The sequence below is a fragment of the Bifidobacterium callimiconis genome (genome assembly GCF_003952005.1).
In the GTDB taxonomy this organism is placed as follows: Bacteria; Actinomycetota; Actinomycetes; order Actinomycetales; family Bifidobacteriaceae; genus Galliscardovia; species Galliscardovia callimiconis.
Genome location: NZ_QXGJ01000003.1, coordinates 78,137 through 96,144 on the forward strand (window position 1 = coordinate 78,137; position 18,008 = coordinate 96,144).

General features: G+C 64.2%; 13 protein-coding genes. 3 read left to right on the forward strand and 10 right to left on the reverse strand.

Annotated elements, in window-relative coordinates; translation table 11 throughout:
* Positions 1–55: 55 nt before the first annotated feature.
* Positions 56–1,501 carry a GTPase HflX gene (gene hflX / locus D2E23_RS03825; RefSeq protein WP_126029832.1) on the reverse strand — a complete coding sequence of 482 codons (1,446 nt, stop codon included), beginning with the start codon at positions 1,499–1,501 and terminating at the stop codon, positions 56–58.
* Between the two features lie 208 nt (positions 1,502–1,709).
* Between hflX and D2E23_RS03830 the strand changes: the two genes are divergently transcribed.
* Positions 1,710–2,366, forward strand: a complete 657-nt coding sequence (locus tag D2E23_RS03830) for a class I SAM-dependent methyltransferase (RefSeq protein WP_206431987.1) — start codon at positions 1,710–1,712, stop codon at positions 2,364–2,366.
* A gap of 87 nt (positions 2,367–2,453) precedes the next feature.
* Positions 2,454–6,518, forward strand: coding sequence for an ATP-dependent RNA helicase HrpA (hrpA, locus tag D2E23_RS03835; protein WP_241227204.1), 4,065 nt, complete (start codon positions 2,454–2,456; stop codon positions 6,516–6,518).
* A gap of 280 nt (positions 6,519–6,798) precedes the next feature.
* Here the strand turns inward: hrpA and D2E23_RS03840 are convergent, their stop codons facing one another.
* From D2E23_RS03840 to D2E23_RS03850, 3 genes are all read right to left on the reverse strand, one after another.
* Entirely contained in the window at positions 6,799–7,881 is a 1,083-nt protein-coding gene (locus D2E23_RS03840; protein WP_126029680.1) for a formate/nitrite transporter family protein, read from the reverse strand.
* A gap of 392 nt (positions 7,882–8,273) precedes the next feature.
* Positions 8,274–9,611 (reverse strand): type I glutamate--ammonia ligase, encoded by a 1,338-nt coding sequence (gene glnA / locus D2E23_RS03845; protein ID WP_093960113.1) that lies wholly within the window; start codon positions 9,609–9,611, stop codon positions 8,274–8,276.
* Positions 9,612–9,701: 90 nt separating this feature from the next.
* On the reverse strand, positions 9,702–10,463 hold the full coding sequence (locus tag D2E23_RS03850; protein ID WP_126029681.1) for an alpha/beta hydrolase: 762 nt from the start codon (positions 10,461–10,463) through the stop codon (positions 9,702–9,704).
* A 223-nt stretch (positions 10,464–10,686) separates the two neighbouring features.
* Between D2E23_RS03850 and D2E23_RS03855 the strand changes: the two genes are divergently transcribed.
* The gene (locus D2E23_RS03855; protein ID WP_126029682.1) at positions 10,687–12,120 is read left to right on the forward strand and encodes a DUF2252 domain-containing protein; all 1,434 of its coding nucleotides are present in this window, start codon (positions 10,687–10,689) and stop codon (positions 12,118–12,120) included.
* A gap of 376 nt (positions 12,121–12,496) precedes the next feature.
* On the opposite strand, the gene priA is transcribed toward D2E23_RS03855, so the two are convergent.
* From priA to hisD, 6 genes are all read right to left on the reverse strand, one after another.
* Positions 12,497–13,225 (reverse strand): bifunctional 1-(5-phosphoribosyl)-5-((5-phosphoribosylamino)methylideneamino)imidazole-4-carboxamide isomerase/phosphoribosylanthranilate isomerase PriA, encoded by a 729-nt coding sequence (gene priA, locus D2E23_RS03860; RefSeq protein WP_093960110.1) that lies wholly within the window; start codon positions 13,223–13,225, stop codon positions 12,497–12,499.
* 145 nt (positions 13,226–13,370) lie between these two features.
* Positions 13,371–14,015: an imidazole glycerol phosphate synthase subunit HisH gene (hisH, locus tag D2E23_RS03865; RefSeq protein ID WP_126029683.1), complete on the reverse strand. Its 645-nt coding sequence runs from the start codon at positions 14,013–14,015 to the stop codon at positions 13,371–13,373.
* A 74-nt stretch (positions 14,016–14,089) separates the two neighbouring features.
* Positions 14,090–14,746, reverse strand: coding sequence for a hypothetical protein (locus D2E23_RS03870; RefSeq protein ID WP_240541498.1), 657 nt, complete (start codon positions 14,744–14,746; stop codon positions 14,090–14,092).
* Positions 14,743–15,345 (reverse strand): imidazoleglycerol-phosphate dehydratase HisB, encoded by a 603-nt coding sequence (gene hisB / locus D2E23_RS03875; RefSeq protein ID WP_126029684.1) that lies wholly within the window; start codon positions 15,343–15,345, stop codon positions 14,743–14,745. The genes D2E23_RS03870 and hisB overlap by 4 nt, the downstream gene beginning before the upstream one ends.
* Positions 15,346–15,360: 15 nt before the next feature.
* Positions 15,361–16,515: a histidinol-phosphate transaminase gene (locus D2E23_RS03880; protein ID WP_126029685.1), complete on the reverse strand. Its 1,155-nt coding sequence runs from the start codon at positions 16,513–16,515 to the stop codon at positions 15,361–15,363.
* Positions 16,512–17,909, reverse strand: coding sequence for a histidinol dehydrogenase (hisD, locus tag D2E23_RS03885; RefSeq protein WP_164520657.1), 1,398 nt, complete (start codon positions 17,907–17,909; stop codon positions 16,512–16,514). The genes D2E23_RS03880 and hisD overlap by 4 nt, the downstream gene beginning before the upstream one ends.
* Between the last annotated feature and the right edge of the window lie 99 nt (positions 17,910–18,008).

Sequence of the window (18,008 nt, forward strand, 5' to 3'; positions counted from 1 at the left end):
CAATCGTCTCGCAACGGGCGGCGACATGATTCGTCCACGACGATGATCGATATGGTCACTCCTCGTCGATGGACCGGTCCACGATGCGCGCGGCAAGACGAGGATCGACGTTCGCCTCGACGTACACGCCGTCGGGACGGTATTCGACATGGTCGACCATGCCGTATTCACGCACTTCGGAGACGAGGGATCCGGCATCGTAGGGCAGGAGCGCGCTGACGTGGACGTCGGGTACGGGAAGCAGCGACTCCACAGCATCGCGCAGGGCGTCGACGCCTTCGCCTGTGGCTGCGGAGACGAGGAACGCGTCGGGGTCGAGCTGACGGAGTCGTTCCCGTGCCACATCGTCGATCATGTCGATCTTGTTGAAGGCAAGGATGCGCGGGATGCCTTCCACGCCGGGAATGTCGGCGAGCACGTCGTTGACGGCGTCGATCTGGGAGAAGGGGTCGGGGTGGGAGCCGTCGACGACGTGGAGGATCACGTCGGCCTCCCCCACCTCCTCCAGCGTGGACTTGAACGCCTCGATGAGCTGGGTGGGAAGCCGGCGCACGAAGCCGACGGTGTCGACGAACGTGTAATGGCGGCCGTTGACGGAGCGGGCGCGACGCACCGCGGTGTCCAAAGTGGCGAACAGCGCGTTCTCAACGAGTTCGGCGGATCCGGTAAGCCGGTTGGTCAATGAGGATTTGCCGGCGTTGGTGTAGCCGACCACGGCGACGGACGGCAGTTCATGCCGGCGGCGGGAGCCGCGCTTGACTTCGCGGGCGGGGGCCATCTGGGCGATCTGGCGACGCAGCCGGGCCATGCGGGTGCGGATGACGCGACGGTCCATTTCGATCTGGGTCTCGCCCGGGCCTCGGGAGCCGATGCCGCCGGCCTGGCCTGCGGCCTGACCGCCGGCCTGTCGGGACAGCGAACCGCCCCAACCGCGCAGTCGGGGCAGCATGTATTCGAGCTGGGCGAGCTCCACCTGCGCCTTGCCCTCACGGCTGGTGGCGTGCTGGGCGAAGATGTCGAGGATCACGGCGGTACGGTCCACCACCTTCACCTTGGCCACGTCCTCGAGGCCACGCCTCTGCGACGGCGGCAGGTCGGCATCCACCACAATGGTGTCGGCGTCGAGCTGTGCCACGATGCCGGCGATCTCCTTGGCCTTGCCGGAACCCACGTATGTGGCGGAGTCAGGGCGAAGACGGTGCTGCAGCAGACCGTCCATCACCTGGGCGCCGGCGGTTTCGGCGAGCGCGGCGAGTTCTCGCAACGATTCCTCGGCCTTGGCCTGTGTGGTCTCCTGGCTGGACCAGACGCCGACGAGCACGACGCGTTCGAGTCGTACCTGACGGTATTCGACTTCGGTGACGTCCTGGAGTTCGCCAAGTCCGGTGACGTGTTTGAGCTGGTTGCGGGATTCTCGTTCCGCCCATTCCTCGCTGCCCGGTCCGAACGTGTCCCCCGACGCGTCCTGCAGCACTTCGGAGTGCTCGGCGAGCACGTCCATCGTGCCCTGTTCCGTCTGCTGTTCCCTGCCGTTTGTTTCGCTGTTGGCCACTGGCACCTCTCGTTGTACGCTCTATTCCGGCTTCTTATTATCATCGTGTGAGAAGACATGGGACGTTGGCGCGGCGAGCGATCAAGCGGTCGGGCGAGCAATGCGGGTGACGGCCGGGATGGTCGGCAGCAGTCAAGCGATCAAGGAGTGAATGGTCATGGCACGCAAGGCAGATAGGACGAATGGGCAGAGGACCGGCAATGAACAGTATTTTTCTGCCACGCCGTCGTCGGAGGATGTCCGTCGTACGTTGCAGGTGACGCTGCGTGGCCGTGAGGTCACGGTGGAGACGAGCCATGGCGTGTTTTCCGGTTCCCGCTTGGATCTGGGCACGTCGGTGCTGCTCAGGCATGCGCCGGAGCCGCCGGAGCATGGCATGTTCCTTGATCTTGGCTGTGGTTGGGGTCCGATTTCGTTGTCGCTGGCGTTGGAGTCGCCCGAGGCTGAGGTGTGGGCGGTCGATGTGAACGAACGCGCGTTGGAGCTGACTGAAGGCAATGCGAAGCGTAACGGCTACGCGAATGTGCGCACGGTGACGGCGGACGCGTTCCCCAATGAGTTCCCCGCTGACGCCGGTTTTGACGTGATCTGGTCGAATCCGCCGATCCGTATCGGCAAGGAGGCGTTGCACGAGCTGCTGATGACGTATCTGCCGCGGCTGAACCATGGCGGTGAGGCGTATCTGGTGGTGCAGCGCAATCTGGGTTCGGATTCGTTGATTCCGTGGCTGGCCGATCAGCTGGGAGCGGAGTTCACCGTGGACAAGTATGCGTCGTCGAAGGGATATCGCGTCATCGAGGTGCTGCGCGCGTAGCATGTGAACGATCGGCGCCGGCGGACGTCGTTCAGCCGTTCACCGGAGTTGCCGTTCCTGGAGTTTAGGAACAGAACAGAGGGGCAAGTGAAATTCGAGTATCCATCCGAACTGCCGGTAAGTGCGGCCAAGGACGAGATCGCCGAGGCGGTTCGCTCTCATCAGGTGGTCATCGTCTCCGGTCAGACCGGTTCGGGCAAGACCACGCAGCTACCGAAGATCCTGCTGGAGATGGGCAGGGGCAGTCATGGTCATCAGATCGTGCATACGCAGCCGCGGCGTATTGCGGCGCGTACCGTGGCCGAGCGTATCGCGTCGGGGATGCAGGTGCGGCTGGGCGATGAGGTGGGCTTCCAGGTGCGGTTCACCGACGAGTCGTCACCGAAGACCCGTCTGCGCGTGGTGACCGATGGTATTCTGCTGGCGCAGATCCAGCGCGACCCGAAACTGTCGGCGTATGACACGATCATCATCGACGAGGCGCATGAACGCAGTCTCAACATCGACTTTCTGCTCGGCTATCTGACGGCGCTGCTGCCGAAGCGGCGCGATCTGAAGCTGATCATCACGTCGGCGACCATTGATTCGGTGAAGTTCCAGGAGCATTTCGCCAAGGTGCTGCATACGGATGTGCCGGTGATCGAGGTGTCGGGCCGCACGTATCCGGTGCAGATCGTATATGAGCCGTTGGGGTCCGCGCCCGCGCTGATGCGTCATGTGCCGGGGTTCGAGGACATTCGTCCCGGCGAGGAGGATGACGATCCGGACATGGACATGCCGACGGCAGTGGCCCGCGCCTGCGCCGAGCTGGTGATCCATTCCTCGCATGAGCGTGGCCCGCGCGACATTCTGGTGTTCGCGGCCGGCGAGCGCGACATTCATGAGTTCGAGACGGCGTTGCGCCGGCATTTCGGCCAGCGTGCGGTGGATATGCGTCGGCCGGATGCGATCGAGATCCTGCCGTTGTTCGCGAGGCTGTCGTCGAAGGAGCAGCATCGTGTGTTCGAGCCGCATTCGCATCAGCGGATCGTGCTGGCGACGAACGTGGCGGAGACGTCGCTGACGGTGCCGGGCATTCGGTATGTGGTGGATCCGGGCATGGCGCGTATCTCCCGTTATTCGAAGGCGGCGAAGGTGCAGCGTCTGCCGATCGAGCCGATCAGTCAGGCGAGCGCGGATCAGCGTGCGGGCCGTTGCGGTCGTATTGCGGACGGTATTGCGATTCGTCTGTATGAGCGTACGGATTATGAGACGCGTCCGCGGTTCACCGAGCCGGAGATTCTGCGTACGGCGTTGGCGTCGGTGGTGCTGCACATGCTGTCGGTGGGTGTGGCGAAGACGGCGTCGGATGTGACGAATTTCGGGTTCATTGATCCGCCGGATACGAAGTCAGTGGCGAATGGTTTCAACGATCTGGTAGAGCTGCGGGCGATCTCCCGCAAGCAGGGCGACGCCCGCCTGACCCGTATCGGCCGTCAGCTGGCGCGTCTGCCGATCGATGTGCGTCTGGCCCGCATGGTGGTGCAGGCGTCGAACGATACGCCGAACACGTTGGCGGCGATTCTGGTGGTGGTAGCGTTCCTGAGTCTGCAGGATCCTCGTGAACGGCCGGAGGACAAGCGTGAGGAGGCGGATCGCATCCATAACCGGTATGCGGACGAGTCGAGTGATTTCCTGACGGCGCTGAATATCTGGGATCGGTTCTTCCAGGCGGAGGGCGATCCGTCGAATTCGGCGCTGCGCCGCATGTGCAAGACGGAGTTCATGAGTTTCCCGCGCATGCGCCAGTGGAAGGACCTGTACCGTCAGCTGGAGCAGATGTGCCGCGAGTTCAACTTCAACGTGGGCGAGCCGCAGCCGTTGTCGCGCCCGCCGTTGGAGGTTCGTCAGCTGCCGATCAACCAGCAGGCGGCGCATTCGCTGAAGTGCGCGTGGGATGCGGACGGCATTCACAAGGCGATGCTGTCCGGCCTGCTGTCGAGCATCGGCATGCAGCAGATTCGTGAGCCGAAGGCGTCGGATTTCGCTGGTCTGCGTGGTGCGGCGCGTGCGAAGGCGATGAAGCGTGCGCAGAAGCAGTCGCGCAACGAATACATGGGTTCGCGCGGCACGCGGTTCGCGTTGTTCCCCGCGTCGGCGGTGGCCAAGTCCACACCGCAGTGGGTGATGGCGGCGGAGCTGGTGGAGACGTCGCGCCTGTGGGCGCGCTCGTCGGCGGCGATCGATCCGGCGTGGGCGGAGCCGTTGGCTGGCAATCTGACGCGTACCACGTATGCGGAACCGCATTGGTCGGCGTCGAAGGGCGCGGCCGTGGCGAGCGCGAAGGTGCTGTTGTACGGTCTGCCGATCGTGCAGGATCGGCCGGTGCTGTGGGGTTCGATCAATCCGGTGGAGGCGCGTGAGTTCCTGATCCGTGAGGGTCTGGTGGGCGGCGAGATCCAGCAACGCTTCCCGTACGACGATTTCATCGACAACAATCGTGACGTGCTGGAGGCGGCCGACGAGGAGGCGAGCCGTACCCGTCATATGGCGGATCGTGTGACGGATGAGGATCTGGTCGACTTCTACGATGCGAAGCTGCCGGCGGACATCACGTCGATGGCGAAGCTGGGATCGTGGTGGCGGCATCATCATGATGAGGATCCGACGCTGCTGGATTTCGACCCGTCGAAGGTAGAGCGTCTGCAGACCGCGGACGAGGTGAGTCTGGACGACTATCCCGACCGTTGGCATACGCTCGGCTCGGATGGCACGCCGATCGATCTGAAGCTCACGTACGTGTACGATCCGAACGCCGATGACGATGGCGTGACCGTGCACGTGCCGTTGAAGTTCCTGTCGCGTATCAGTCCGGAGCAGTTCACGTGGACCGTGCCCGGTCTGTTGGATGAGCTGATCGTTACGACGATCAAGTCGCTGCCCAAGGCGTTGCGTGTGCAGTTCGTGCCGGCGCCGGATACGGCTCGTGCGATCCGCGCGTGGATCGACGATCAGTATGATGCGTTGCCGGGTTCCGGCGAGCAGGGTTGTCCCTCCCCCGCTCCGGTGGATGCGACGACCGGTGTGGCCGCGTGGCCTGATTTCGCGCACGTGTTCACGCAGGCGGCGATTCATGTGGTGGGCGCGCAGCTGCATCCCGAGGTGTTCGGCGGCGAGCAGTGGGAGCGTCTGCCGAAGCATCTGAAAATGACGTTCGCGGTGGAGAAGCCGGTGCCCGATCGTCGTGGCGGTCGCGGTGGCCGTGGCCGTCGCGGGCATTCGCAGCGCATGCAGGTGATCGCGACGGGCAAGTCGCTGTTGGAACTGCAGCAGCGGTTCGCCGCGGAAGCCGCCGAGTCGGCTCGTGCCACGGTGAAGAAGCAGGCCACGGCTGCGGCCGATCAGGGCAAGGTAGTGCAGTCGGCGAATCTGCTGCACAAGGCGGGTGCGACCACGGTATCGCGTGCGTCGATGCTGTGGAGTGCCGCGTTGGATGCGCTGCGACTGCCGGCCGAGCGTATTTCGTCGCGGTGGCTGGGCGGCGAGGCGCTGATGCTGGCGTCCGCACCGTACAAGTCCACGGCAGACCTGGTGGAGGATCTGCAGCTGGCGGCGGTCAAGCGTCTGCTGCCGAACGTCGGGTCGATTCGTGACGACGCGCAGCTAGCGGACGCGGTGAGCGACGTGATGCAGGTGTACGAGGACACGGTGTATCAGGTGGCGCATGACGTGATCGCGATCCTGCGCCGGTACGCGGAGGTGGAGAAGGCGGTGTCGGGTCCGGCGTCGCTGCCGCTGCTGGCCGTATTGCAGTCGATCCGCGAGCATATCGCCACGCTGGTGAAGCCGGGATTCGTGGGCAGTGTTCCGCCGGACGCGCTGCGTTCCATAGATCGGTATCTGCATGCGGATCTGCTGCGTTTGGACAAGGCGAAGGTCGACAAGTCGCGTGACGTGAACTGGGCGTGGCAGGCCGACGAGGCGAAGCAGCTGGTGGACAAGGCGCTTGACGCCGCCCGCAAGCAGCCGGCCGGACCGCGTCACGACGAGATGATGGACAAGGCCGAGACGGCCCGTTGGATGCTCGAGGAGTTCTATGTGTCCCTGTGGGCGCAGGAGCTGGGCACGCCCAAGCCGGTGAGTCTCAAGCGCATCACCAAGGCGCTGAAGTAGCGGGGGTGATTGGCTGCGGTTCCCGCTTGGTATTGCTGAACGTGCTGACCGTTCGGAAATATCGAGGTTTAGGGAATATGGGATGTGATCGGGAGATGAGCCCTCCCTCAGTCCGCCTTCGGCGGCCAGCTCCCTCCCTCGGAGGGAGCACGAAACCATGGAGCCTCGCGGCGCGTGTGCTCCCTCCATGGGAGGGAGCTGTCACACGCGGTGTGACTGAGGGAGGGTCCCAACCCCGTGAGGCTCCACTCCCCCGCTTCCGTCAGCGCTTGGACACGGCCTACCGGCGTCCGATGTTGTGGCGGTCACCGTTGTGGCCGTGACCGTGACCATGGTGGTGCTGGTCGTTCATGACGGCGAAGTTGATGCCGATGAGCAGGCCGCCGCCGACGAAGTTGCCGAGAATGACGACGATGATCGCGGCCACTTCCGTGAGCGGGTCGCCCACGCCGAACAGTCCCATGATGAGGAACAGCACGGAGTCGGCCACGGAGTGTTCGAAGCCGAGGTAGGCGAACACGAAGACGGCCACCATCATGATGATGCATTTGGTGAAGTCGTTGACGAGCTTGCCGTTGTAGCACATGAGCATGGCGATGTTGATGCAGAAGTTGCAGAAGATGCCGCGGACGAACAGGTCGATGATGCCCGGCATGCCTTGGGCGAGGTATCCGGTCTTGGTGGCCACCGCGGTGGACATGATCGTGAAGACGTCGCCGCTGATGATGGTGGCTCCGCGCATGAGGATCGCGACGATGAGGCCGCCGATCAGGTTACCGATCAGGCATAGGCCGAGGATGTACAGGCTGCGTAGGGCGCCGATGCGGTGGTGGTAGACGCCGATCGACACGATCATCATGTTGGAGGTAAGCAGTTCGGAGTTGGTGTAGTAGATCAGGACGAGCGCCCAGCCGAACGTGCAGGCGCCGAGTACCTTGCCGGCGAGTGCCATGCCGGGGCCGGCCGCGGCGAACGTGGCTGAGATGACGAAGAATGCGGTGAAGAAGATGCCGACGAACAGGCCGGCCATGATGGCGCGCTGCATGTATTTGCTGACCAGGTTGCCGGTCATGGTCTTCTTGCTGTTGAGCGCGTCGAGCACGGTGCTGACGAAGATGTTGCCGGGGAACAGCGGATCGAGCTTGGGGGCGGCGGTCAGCAGCGGGGATGCGGCGGTCTGGGGCGCTGCCGTGGCCGCGCTGGCGGTGGCGGCCGTGGTGGCGGCGCTGTTGGCCGCGTCGGCTGCCGTGGCCGCTGCCGTTGCTGCGGCTGCGGCGGCTGTTGCTGCGGCCGCTGCCGCCGCGGTGGCCGCTTCCGGGGTGGTGGGATGATTGGCGGTTTCCTGTGTCTGATCAGAAGACATGCTGGGACTCTCTATCCTCAATGGGTGAAATGGTGTTTCTTCCTACGAACACATCCACCCTAGGCCGCGAAGTCGTTTCGGCGCCACTCTCGTTGCCGTGAGATTCACCACAGTTGCCTTCATATGCCTTGCACTGTGGGAGGAGTCACCTCATCCGACCGGCTGCGCCGCCCACCTTCCCCTCAAGGGGAAGGAAAAAGGTGAGGGTTCAATGCTCCCAGCATAAAAATCGCTCCACGCGTGCGGTATCGGCGCCGCGGAAGCGAAACACCCTTAATTAGTAAAAAACGAACACCACGCGTGCGGTATCGGTTGGCCAGAGAGTGAAGGCGTACGACGGTACGTCGAACTCTCTGGCCAACCGATAACGCTCCGTGGTGTTCGTTTTTGCCCTAGAGGCGAGGGAGGTAGTGCTTGAGCTCGTAGGGAGTAACCTGCATGCGGTAGTCGTCCCATTCCTTGCGCTTGTTGCGGAGGAAGTAGCGGAAGACGTGTTCTCCGAGGACGTCGGCGACGAAGTCGGATTTGGACATGATCTTGAGGGCGGTGTCGAGGGAGTCGGGGAGGGGCTGGATGCCCATGGCCTGACGTTCCTCGTCGGTGAGCTCCCAGACGTCGTCACTCGTGGGCTCGCCGAGGGTCATCTGCTTCTCGATGCCGTCGAGGCCGGCGGCGAGGAGGAGGGAGTAGGCGAGGTACGGGTTGGTGACGGGGTCGAGGGCGCGGAATTCCATACGGGAGGAGTTGCCTTTGCCGGGCTTGTACTGCGGCACGCGGAGGAGGGCGGAGCGGTTGTTGTGACCCCAGCAGATGTAGCTGGGGGCTTCGTTGCCGCCCCAGAGGCGCTTGTAGGAGTTGACGAACTGGTCGCACACGGCGGTGATTTCGGCGGCATGGTGGAGGATGCCGGCGGCGAACTGGCGCGCGGTGAGCGACATGTTGAACTCCTGACCGGCCTCGTAGAAGGCGTTGGCGTCGCCTTCGAAGAGGCTGAGGTGGGTGTGCATGCCGGAGCCGGGGTGGTCGGCGAGCGGTTTGGGCATGAAGCTCGCGTGGATGCCGCGTTCGAGGGAGATTTCCTTGACGACGGTGCGGAAGGTCATGATGTTGTCGGCCATGGTGAGGGCGTCTGCGTAGCGCAGGTCGATCTCGTTCTGGCCGGGGCCGGCCTCGTGGTGGGAGTACTCGACGGAGATGCCCATCTGTTCGAGCATGTTCACGGTGGCACGGCGGAAGTCCATGCCTGGGCTGCGCGGCACGTGATCGAAGTAGCCGCCTTCGTCGACGGGCTTGGGGGCCTGCGACCAGTCATCCTGCTGTTCGAAGAGGTAGAACTCGATTTCGGGGTGGATGTAGAAGGTGAAGCCTTTTTCCTTGGCCTTGGCGAGGGTGCGCTTGAGCACGTAGCGCGGGTCGCCCATGCTGGGCTCGCCTTCGGGGGTGAGCACGTCGCAGAACATGCGGGCGGTGCCCTGCGGGCCGCCGCGCCAGGGCAGGATCTGGAAGGTGGAGGGGTCGGGCTTGACGATCATGTCGTCTTCGGAGACACGGGTGAGGCCTTCGATGGCCGATCCGTCGAATCCGAGGCCTTCCTCGAACGCGGCTTCGAGCTCGGCGGGAGCGATGGCCACGGATTTGAGGGTGCCGAGAACGTCGGTGAACCACAAACGAATAAAGCGCACGTCGCGTTCCTCGACCGTGCGCAAAGCAAACTCTTGCTGTCTGTCCATAGGGGCCATGGTCCCATGGGTTTGTTTCGCAACGCGTTAACAGAACGTCGCGCGTGTCACATGGTGAGACGATCGCGCGACGCTGTGAGCTTACATGACTCCGGAGGCGAGATCGTTGGTGATGAGCCAGTCGCGGACGTCGTTGAATTCGTCGAGATTCACCGCGTGGTCGAGGTTGCGGTAGCTCTTGGTGTTGAGCCAGGTGTGTTCCTCGAGCCATGCGGCGCAGGCGTAGAGCTCGTATTTGGGGACGACGGACTCTTTTTTGCCGTAGCAGTAGTACACGGGCCGATCGAGTTCGGTGAGCCGGTCGTCGGCGGGGGCGGTGCCGGGCACGCGTCCGGGGGCGAGATAGCCGGAGAAGGAGACGGCCGCACGGTAGCGTTCGGGGTGGATGCGCAGCAGGTGGACGGCGATGGTGCCGCCTTGTGAGAATCCGATCGGCACGACGTCGCGATCGTCCGGCACGTGCGTGGTCACCCAGTCGTCGACGGCCTTGGCGGCGGCGTAGGCGTCGTAGTCGAGGTCGTCGCCGCTGATGATGTTGTCGTGGAACCACGCGTATGCGCCGGGAATGTAGGTGCCTTTCGGCTCCTCAAGCGTGTAGGGTCCGCGCAGGGCGACGTAGTCGCTGAGCGGCGCGACCATCTGGATCAGGTCTTCGGCGTCTTCCTCGTTGGCGCCCCACCCGTGCAGGCAGAGGAACAGTGGACGTGAACGCACGGCTGTACCGTCACCGCGTGATACGAGTACGTGTTCGTCGTCGATGGCGAATGGCTCTCCGAACCGTCCGGGAACCACCGTCGATTCCCGTCCGATCGTGTTGTTGACTTCATTGTGCTCTTCGCTCATATTTCTCACTATATCGACCACATGATGAGAATACGGTCGGTGTTCATCAGATCGACTATGAACTTCGTCACATCGTCGTGTGAACGGCGGCTGAATTCCGTATGCGGGAAGGAAAAATTACTCAACGATCGGCAAACCGACGTTGTGGGGAGGATCGGGCGCGTATTGTAGTGGAGGAATTGTTTCGCTGTTTCGATGTGGAAGATTGGGGATAATACCGCTCATGGCCGATTCGACTGGCACACAGGCACAACCGCCGATAGTTCTCGACTGGCATCAGGCCGATAATCCGGAGGATCGGCGGGCCGCGGGCGTGGCGGCGCGCAAGAACGCGCCTCGTTCGTCGCACGCCGCGTGGACGGTGAAGCCCGGCCGTGAGGAGAAGATCGAGCTGCTGGAGGAGCAGTCGGCGGCACGTGTGCAGGAGTTGATTCCGCTGCGCTACGCGCGGATGAGCGTTTCGCCGTTCACGTTCTACCGTGGTACGGCGCTGATCATGGCTTCGGATCTGGCGACGACGCCGATCAGCGGTATTCCCGTGCAGTGCGTGGGCGACGCGCATATCGCGAATTTCGGCATCTTCATGTCCCCTACCCAGCATCTGGTGTTCGACGTGAACGATTTCGACGAGACGCTGCCCGGTCCGTGGGAGTGGGATGTGAAACGCTTGGTGACGAGCGTGGAGATCTGCGCGCGCGATCGTGGATTCGATACGGAGACGAGACGTCGTGCGGTGTCGGAGTGCGTGCGCGCCTACCATGAGGCGATGCACGAGTTCGCGCAGATGGACAATCTGGACATCTGGTATGCGCATCTGGATGTGGCCAAGACGATTCAGGACTTCGAACGCAACGGCATGCCCAGTAAGACGCTGCGCCGCACGGTGGTCAAGGCCGTGTCGATGGATTCGAACCATGCGGCGCAGAAGTTCGCGTACATGAAGAACGGCGAGCCGAGATTCCGTTGGATGCCGCCGGAGCTCGTGCCGATCGACAAGCTCACCGGATACGATCATGAGGGTCCGTTGGACGAGACGATCAAGACGTTGTTCGAGGGGTATCGTGAGAACCTGTATCACGATCGTCTGCGCGTGCTGGACTCGTATCACCGTTATCATGACGCCGCCCGCAAGGTGGTGGGCGTGGGTTCCGTGGGCACGCGCGTGTGGGTGCTGTTGCTCAGTGGCCGCGACGTGGACGATGCGCTGGTGCTGCAGATCAAGGAGGCGGAGGCCTCGGTGCTGGAACGGTTCGTGGGCACGAGCCGGTATGCCACGCATGGCGAGCGCGTGGTGCAGGGGCAGAAGCTGATCCAGACCACGGCGGACGTGCTGCTCGGCTGGACGAGTATGACTACGCGCGATGGCCTGCGCAAGGACTATTACGTGCGTCAGCTGTGGAACGGCAAGGGTTCGATCGACTTGGACAATGCCGGCAAGGAGGGCATCATCAACACGGCCCGTATGAGTGCCTGGGCGCTGGCCCACGCGCATGCGCGCACCGGTGACGCCATCGCCATCGACGGCTATATGGGTGAAGAGACGAACTTCGACGACGCGATCATCACGTTCGCCAAGGAGTACGCCGATCAGAACGAGGAGGACTACAAGGTCTTCATGGCCGCGATCAAGTCCGGCCATCTGCCCTGCGCGAAGTAGCGGAGGGATGGCGACATCGCCGAGACTGAGGTGGTAAGGGCCTAGATAGCGAACGGGGTGGTGCGGCTCATGCGAGCCTGCACCACCCCTGTTTGTATGTGAGCTGGCGAATATAGGAATCGCCCGCGGCGATGCCGTGTCGTGTCGACTGTCGTCGACTGGTCACCTCATCAGTCGGCTGCGCCGACAGCTTCCCCTCAAGGGGAAGCCGGCTGGTTGCCGGTTCAGCTGAAAGGCATTATGTCGCCTTCCCCTTGAGGGGAAGGTGACCGGCGTAGCCGGTCGGATGAGGTGACCCGTTTCGCGGTAGCGAAACACAGCACTGTATCGCCGCAGGCGATTCCAATCCCCCGATTCCGGATCCTCTGTCGCCCTGTTACGCGTTGGCGACTTCGAGGGCTTCCTCCAGGGTGAAGGCGCGGGCGTAGAGGGACTTGCCGAGGATGGCGGAGTCGACGCCCAGAGCGTCGAGCGTCTTGATGGCACGCAGGTCGTCGAGGCTGGAGATGCCACCGGAGGCGGTCACCTTGGCGTCGGTGCGTTCGGCCACCTCGCGCAGCAGTTCGATGTTCGGACCGCTCATCATGCCGTCGCGAGCCACGTCAGTGACCACGTAGCGGGAGCAGCCGACCGAGTCGAGGAACTTCATGGTCTCGAACAGGTCGCCGCCTTCCTTGACCCAGCCGCGGGCGGCCAGCGTGTGGCCGCGCACGTCGAGGCCGACGGCCACACGGTCGCCGTACTTCCTGATGACTTCGGCGGTCCACTCCGGGTTCTCCAGCGCGGCGGTGCCGATGTTCACGCGGGCTGCACCGGCCTCGAGGGCGGCATCCAGCGAGGCGTCGTCACGCACGCCGCCGCTCATTTCGATGTTCACCTTGTCGCCGAGCTCGCCGACGATGCCGCGCAGCTGTTCACGGTTGTTGCCGGTGCCGAATGCGGCGTCGAGGTCTACGAGGTGGATCCACTTCGCACCGGATTCGACCCAGGTGCGGGCTGCCTCGAGCGGGCTGCCGTAGTCGGTTTCGGAGCCGGATTCGCCCTGACGCAGGCGCACGGCCTTGCCGTCACGCACGTCGACGGCGGGAAGAAGGGTAAGCATGATGGTTTCCTTTCATCGGAGATGATGAGGATGATGGTGATGGAGGTGGCAACGGGCGTGGCGATTATGGAACGCGTCGTGTCGGGCACCTCATCCGACCGGCTAATGCCGGCCACCTTCCCCTCAAGGGGAAGGCCATGGTGATGGGTCAGAAGGTGGCGATCCAGTTGCGCAGCAGCTGGGCGCCCGCGTCGGCGGACTTCTCCGGATGGAACTGGGTGGCACTGAGCGCGCCCTTCTCCACGGCGGCGACGAAACGGCTGCGGCCGTACTCGCACCACGTGAACTTCGTATCCGGGTTTCCGGCGATCACCGAGGCGTTCACGCCATCGGGTGTGGGGTGGGACACGGCGTAGGAGTGGACGAAGTAGAAGCGTTCGTTCTCCAGTCCGTGCAGCAGCGTCGAACCTTCTGCGGCGTCCACGGTGTTCCAGCCCATATGCGGCACCACGTCGGCATCGAGCGATTCCACCACTCCCCCGATGTAGCCGAGGCCGTCGGCGGGGGTGCCGCCTTCGACGCCGCTTTCGAACATGACCTGCAGGCCCACGCATACGCCGAGCACGGGACGGCCGGCCTCGAGGCGTTCACGCACCACACGGTCGCCGCCCACGGTCTTGAGTCCCTCCACGCAGGCGGCGAACGCACCCACGCCAGGCACCACGAGGCCGTCGGCCTCCATGGCCTGCTTGTAGTCGCTGGTCAGGGTCACGTCGATGTCGAGGTTCGCCAGAGCACGCACCATGGAGCGCACGTTGCCGAATCCGTAGTCGAAGACAACAACCGATGTCATTTCAAGCCTTTCTGCATTGCAGCATTGTCGGGATCCGATGGCTTTCCCATCGGATCCCGTACGTCGTGGCGTGCTTATTTCACGCTGGAGTTTCGAGTGGATCCGCCGCGACCGAATTTCGTGTGCTTGGCGATCACCTGCAGCGCGGTCGCACGGTCATAGTCGCCCGCGTCGACGATCTGGTAGCCGGCGGCGCGAACGTCGTCGATGCTGCTGGTGCCGATGAGCAGATCCTCCACGAACGACGGCGTGGACATGAACAGCACGGGCGGCGCGAACTGGTTGCCGGGCTTGCCGTTCACCCACAGCGTGGCCTCGAGCTTGTCGGCGCGGTTGACGGCCAACACCACCGACAGTCCGGAGACCACGGTGGTCAGGTCGCGTGCCGCGGTTTCGGGGCCGTCACCGTCCATGTTGCGCAATACGGCGATGGCGCCCTGGTCCGATCCCACGCAGTGCGCGGAGATGTCGGAGAGCTGGCAGAACGCGGCGAGCAGGTCGGGCGCGCTCAGCTGGGTGATGAGCACCGCGGCCTTGGCCTTGTTGCCCAGCAGTCCCTGGAGCTCGTCGTCGAAGTCGCCGATGTCATTGCCCAGACCGTTCAGCTCGTCCTCGAATCCGGCCAGCGCGGCGTTGATCTCCTCGTCGCTCAGCGAGTCGGGATCGCGATTCGCGTTCTGGTCGTCGCCGGCGTTGTCGTTCGGCGTGTTCGGGGTGGTCTCGTCGCTCATAGCGACCCCTTGGTGCTGGGGATGAGCCCCTGGATGCGCGGATCCGGTTCGATGGCGAAGCGCAGGGCGCGTGCCACGGCCTTGAATTCGGCTTCGGCGATGTGGTGCGGGTCGCGGCCGGCAATCAGCTGCAGGTGCAGGCACAGTCCGGCGTGGAACGCGATGGATTCCATGACATGACGGACCATGGAGCCGGTGAAGTGGCCGCCGATCATCGCGTATTCAAAACCTTCCGGTTCGCCGGTGCACACGGCGTACGGACGGCCCGAGATGTCGATCACGGCCTTGGCCAGCGCCTCGTCGAGCGGCACGGTGGCGTCGGCGAATCGACGAATGCCGCGCTTGTCGCCGAGCGCCTGCTTCAGGGCCTCGCCGAACACGATGGCCGTGTCCTCGACGGTGTGGTGCACGTCGATGTCGGTGTCGCCGTGGGCCTTGATGTCGAGGTCGATGAGCGAATGCTTGCCGAGCGCGGTCATCATATGGTTGTAGAAGGGCACGGAGGTGTCGATGTTGGTCTTTCCGGTGCCGTCGAGATTCAGCGACAGCTCGATGCGGGATTCGCTGGTCTCACGTTTGATCGTGGCGGTTCTTGCCATGAGTGATGACTCCTTTCAGGCCTTCTGGGCCTCGTCGAGCACTTCGAGGAACGCCTTGCGGAACGCGGCCATCTCCTCGTCGGTGCCCATGCACACGCGCAGCCAGCCTTCGTGGCCGACGTCGCGGATGAGCACGCCGCGCTTGAGCAACTCGTTGAAGATGAAGTCGCGGTCATCGAACGTGCCGAAGTACACGAAGTTCGATTCCGAGTGCGCCACGGTCAGGTTGCGGCCCTTGTAGGTGAGCGAGGCGAGCCATTCGGCGGTGGCCTCGCGGGTCTCGCGCAGGTGGGCGACCGTGCTGAGCTGTTCGTCGGTGTGCTCCAGTGCGGCCAGTGCGGCGGCCTGGGTGACGGCGCTCAGGTGGTACGGCATGCGCACGATGCGCATGGAGTCGATGATGCCCTGATTGGCGGCGATGTAGCCGACGCGCGCGCCGGCGTAGGCGAACGCCTTGCTCATAGTGCGGCTGACGGCCAGGTTCGGATGCTCGTTGACCAGACTGACGGCGGAGGGCACGCCGGGCGTGCGGAACTCCACGTAGGCCTCATCCACCACGAGGATCGGGTGCACGCCCTCGTCCGCACCGTCGACGTCAGCCTGTTCGCATGCGGCGAGCAGGGCCTTGGTCTGGTCCATCGGCAGCGGCGTGCCGGTGGGGTTGTTCGGGCTGGTGACGAGCACCATGGCGGGCTTGACGGTCCGGATGGCCTCGATGGCGGCGTCCATGTCGATCGTGAAGTCGTCGTTGCGCGGCACGGTGACCCATTCGGTGAACGTGTCGCGCGCGTACTCCGGGTACATGGAGTAGGTGGGCGTGAAGCTCAGTGCCTTGCGGCCCGGTCCGCCGAACGCCTGGAACAGCTGCAGCATGATCTCGTTGGAGCCGTTGGCGCCCCACAGCTGTTCGACGGCGAGACGGGTGCCGGACTCCTTGGCGAGGTAGTCGCTGAACGCCTTGCGCAGGGCGATGTGCTCGCGATCCGGATAGCGGTTGAGCGTGGGGGCGATCTCGCGCACGCGCTGGGCGATGGTGTCAACCACGTCGGGTGCCGGCGGGTACGGGTTCTCATTCACGTTGAGGCAGACGGGAACGTCGAGCTGGGGGGCGCCGTACGGCTCCTCCCCCTTCAGATCGTTGCGCAGCGGCAGGTTTGCCGGAATGCTCATTTGAGTCCTGCTTCCTTCTCCTGGGCGTCCAGAGTCACCTTATCGTACGGGTCCTTGACGAAGCGGCTGAGCACGCATTCGCCGTGGGCGGGCAGATCCTCGGAGACGGCGAAGGCGTTGATGCGCGCGGCGAGCTCCTTGAGGCCCTCCTCGTCGTATTCGATGACCTCGACCGGCTTCATGAAGGTGTGCACGCCGAGGCCGGCGGCGAAGCGGGCGGTACCGCCGGTGGGCAGCACGTGGTTGGAGCCGGACATGTAGTCGCCCAGCGGGACCGGCGAGTACGGTCCGCGGAAGATGGCGCCGGCGTTCTTGATGCGCTTGACGACCTCGTCCGCGTTGGCGGTCTGGATCTCAAGGTGTTCGGCGGCGTACGCGTTGGCGGCGTCGATGGACTGATCGAGTCCGTCGGTGAGCACGATGGCGGACTGGGTGCCGGACAGGGACGTGTGCACGCGTTCGGCGTGCTCGGTGCGCGGCACGCGGTAGTTGAGGTTCTCCTGCACCTTGGCGGCGAGCTCCTCGGAGTCGGTGAACAGCACGGAGCCGGCGAGCTCGTCGTGCTCGGCCTGACCGATGAGGTCGGCGGCCAGCAGGCTCGGGTTGGCGTCCTTGTCGGCGATGATGCCGATCTCGGTGGGGCCGGCGACCGCGTCGATGCCCACGAAGGCGGAGACGAGGGACTTGGCGGTGGCCACGAAGATGTTGCCAGGGCCGGTGATCTTGTCGACCGGATCGCACAGCACGTCGCCGTCCTGCGGCTCGGAGCCCTTGGCGCCGTAAGCGAACATGGCGATGGCCTGGGCGCCGCCGACGGCGTACACCTCGTCCACGCCGAGGATGGCGCAGGTGGCGAGGATGGTCTTGTTCGGCAGACCCTCCTCGTTGTCACGGGCCGGCGGGGTGGCGATGGCGAGCGATTCGACGCCAGCGGCCTGTGCCGGCACGGCGTTCATGATCACCGAGCTCGGGTACACGGCCTTGCCGCCGGGCACGTACAGGCCCACGCGCTGGATCGGGATCCAGCGTTCGGCCACGCGGGCGCCGGGGGCGAGATCGGTGTGGAAGTCCTTGGGCACCTGATTGGCGGCCACGGCGCGGGCACGGCGCACGGACTCCTCGATGGCGGCACGCACTTCGGGGTCGAGCGTCGTCAGCGCGGCCTGGATGGCCTCCTTGGGTACACGCAGGTTGGCGGGACGCACGTGGTCGAACTTCTCCTCGAAGTCACGCAGGGCGGCGGCACCGCGCTCCTTGACGTCGTCGAGGATCGGGCGCACCAGATCGGTGGCCTCGGAGGTGCCCATGGCGGCGCGCGGCATCGCGGCCAGCAGCTCGGCACGGGACAGTTTCTGACCACGAAGGTCGATGATTCGCATAATATTCTCTGCCATGTTCCCGATGGTAGAAACCGGTTGTGACGAAAACCGCACTTTTCCGCCGATCGTCTCACAGTTCGGAGAAACCGGATTTTCCGGAGTGTTTCGGGTCTG

Bases quoted from the DNA above. Each gene is read 5' to 3' on its own strand.
- D2E23_RS03840 (WP_126029680.1), bottom strand. From the start codon at position 7,881: ATGTCTTCTGATCAGACACAGGAAACCGCCAATCATCCCACCACCCCG.
- glnA (WP_093960113.1), bottom strand. From the start codon at position 9,611: ATGGACAGACAGCAAGAGTTTGCTTTGCGCACGGTCGAGGAACGCGAC.
- hflX (WP_126029832.1), bottom strand. From the start codon at position 1,501: ATGGACGTGCTCGCCGAGCACTCCGAAGTGCTGCAGGACGCGTCGGGG.
- hisB (WP_126029684.1), bottom strand. From the start codon at position 15,345: ATGGCAAGAACCGCCACGATCAAACGTGAGACCAGCGAATCCCGCATC.
- D2E23_RS03855 (WP_126029682.1), top strand. From the start codon at position 10,687: ATGGCCGATTCGACTGGCACACAGGCACAACCGCCGATAGTTCTCGAC.
- D2E23_RS03880 (WP_126029685.1), bottom strand. From the start codon at position 16,515: ATGAGCATTCCGGCAAACCTGCCGCTGCGCAACGATCTGAAGGGGGAG.
- hisD (WP_164520657.1), bottom strand. From the start codon at position 17,909: ATGGCAGAGAATATTATGCGAATCATCGACCTTCGTGGTCAGAAACTG.
- D2E23_RS03870 (WP_240541498.1), bottom strand. From the start codon at position 14,746: ATGAGCGACGAGACCACCCCGAACACGCCGAACGACAACGCCGGCGAC.
- D2E23_RS03830 (WP_206431987.1), top strand. From the start codon at position 1,710: ATGGCACGCAAGGCAGATAGGACGAATGGGCAGAGGACCGGCAATGAA.
- D2E23_RS03850 (WP_126029681.1), bottom strand. From the start codon at position 10,463: ATGAGCGAAGAGCACAATGAAGTCAACAACACGATCGGACGGGAATCG.
- hisH (WP_126029683.1), bottom strand. From the start codon at position 14,015: ATGACATCGGTTGTTGTCTTCGACTACGGATTCGGCAACGTGCGCTCC.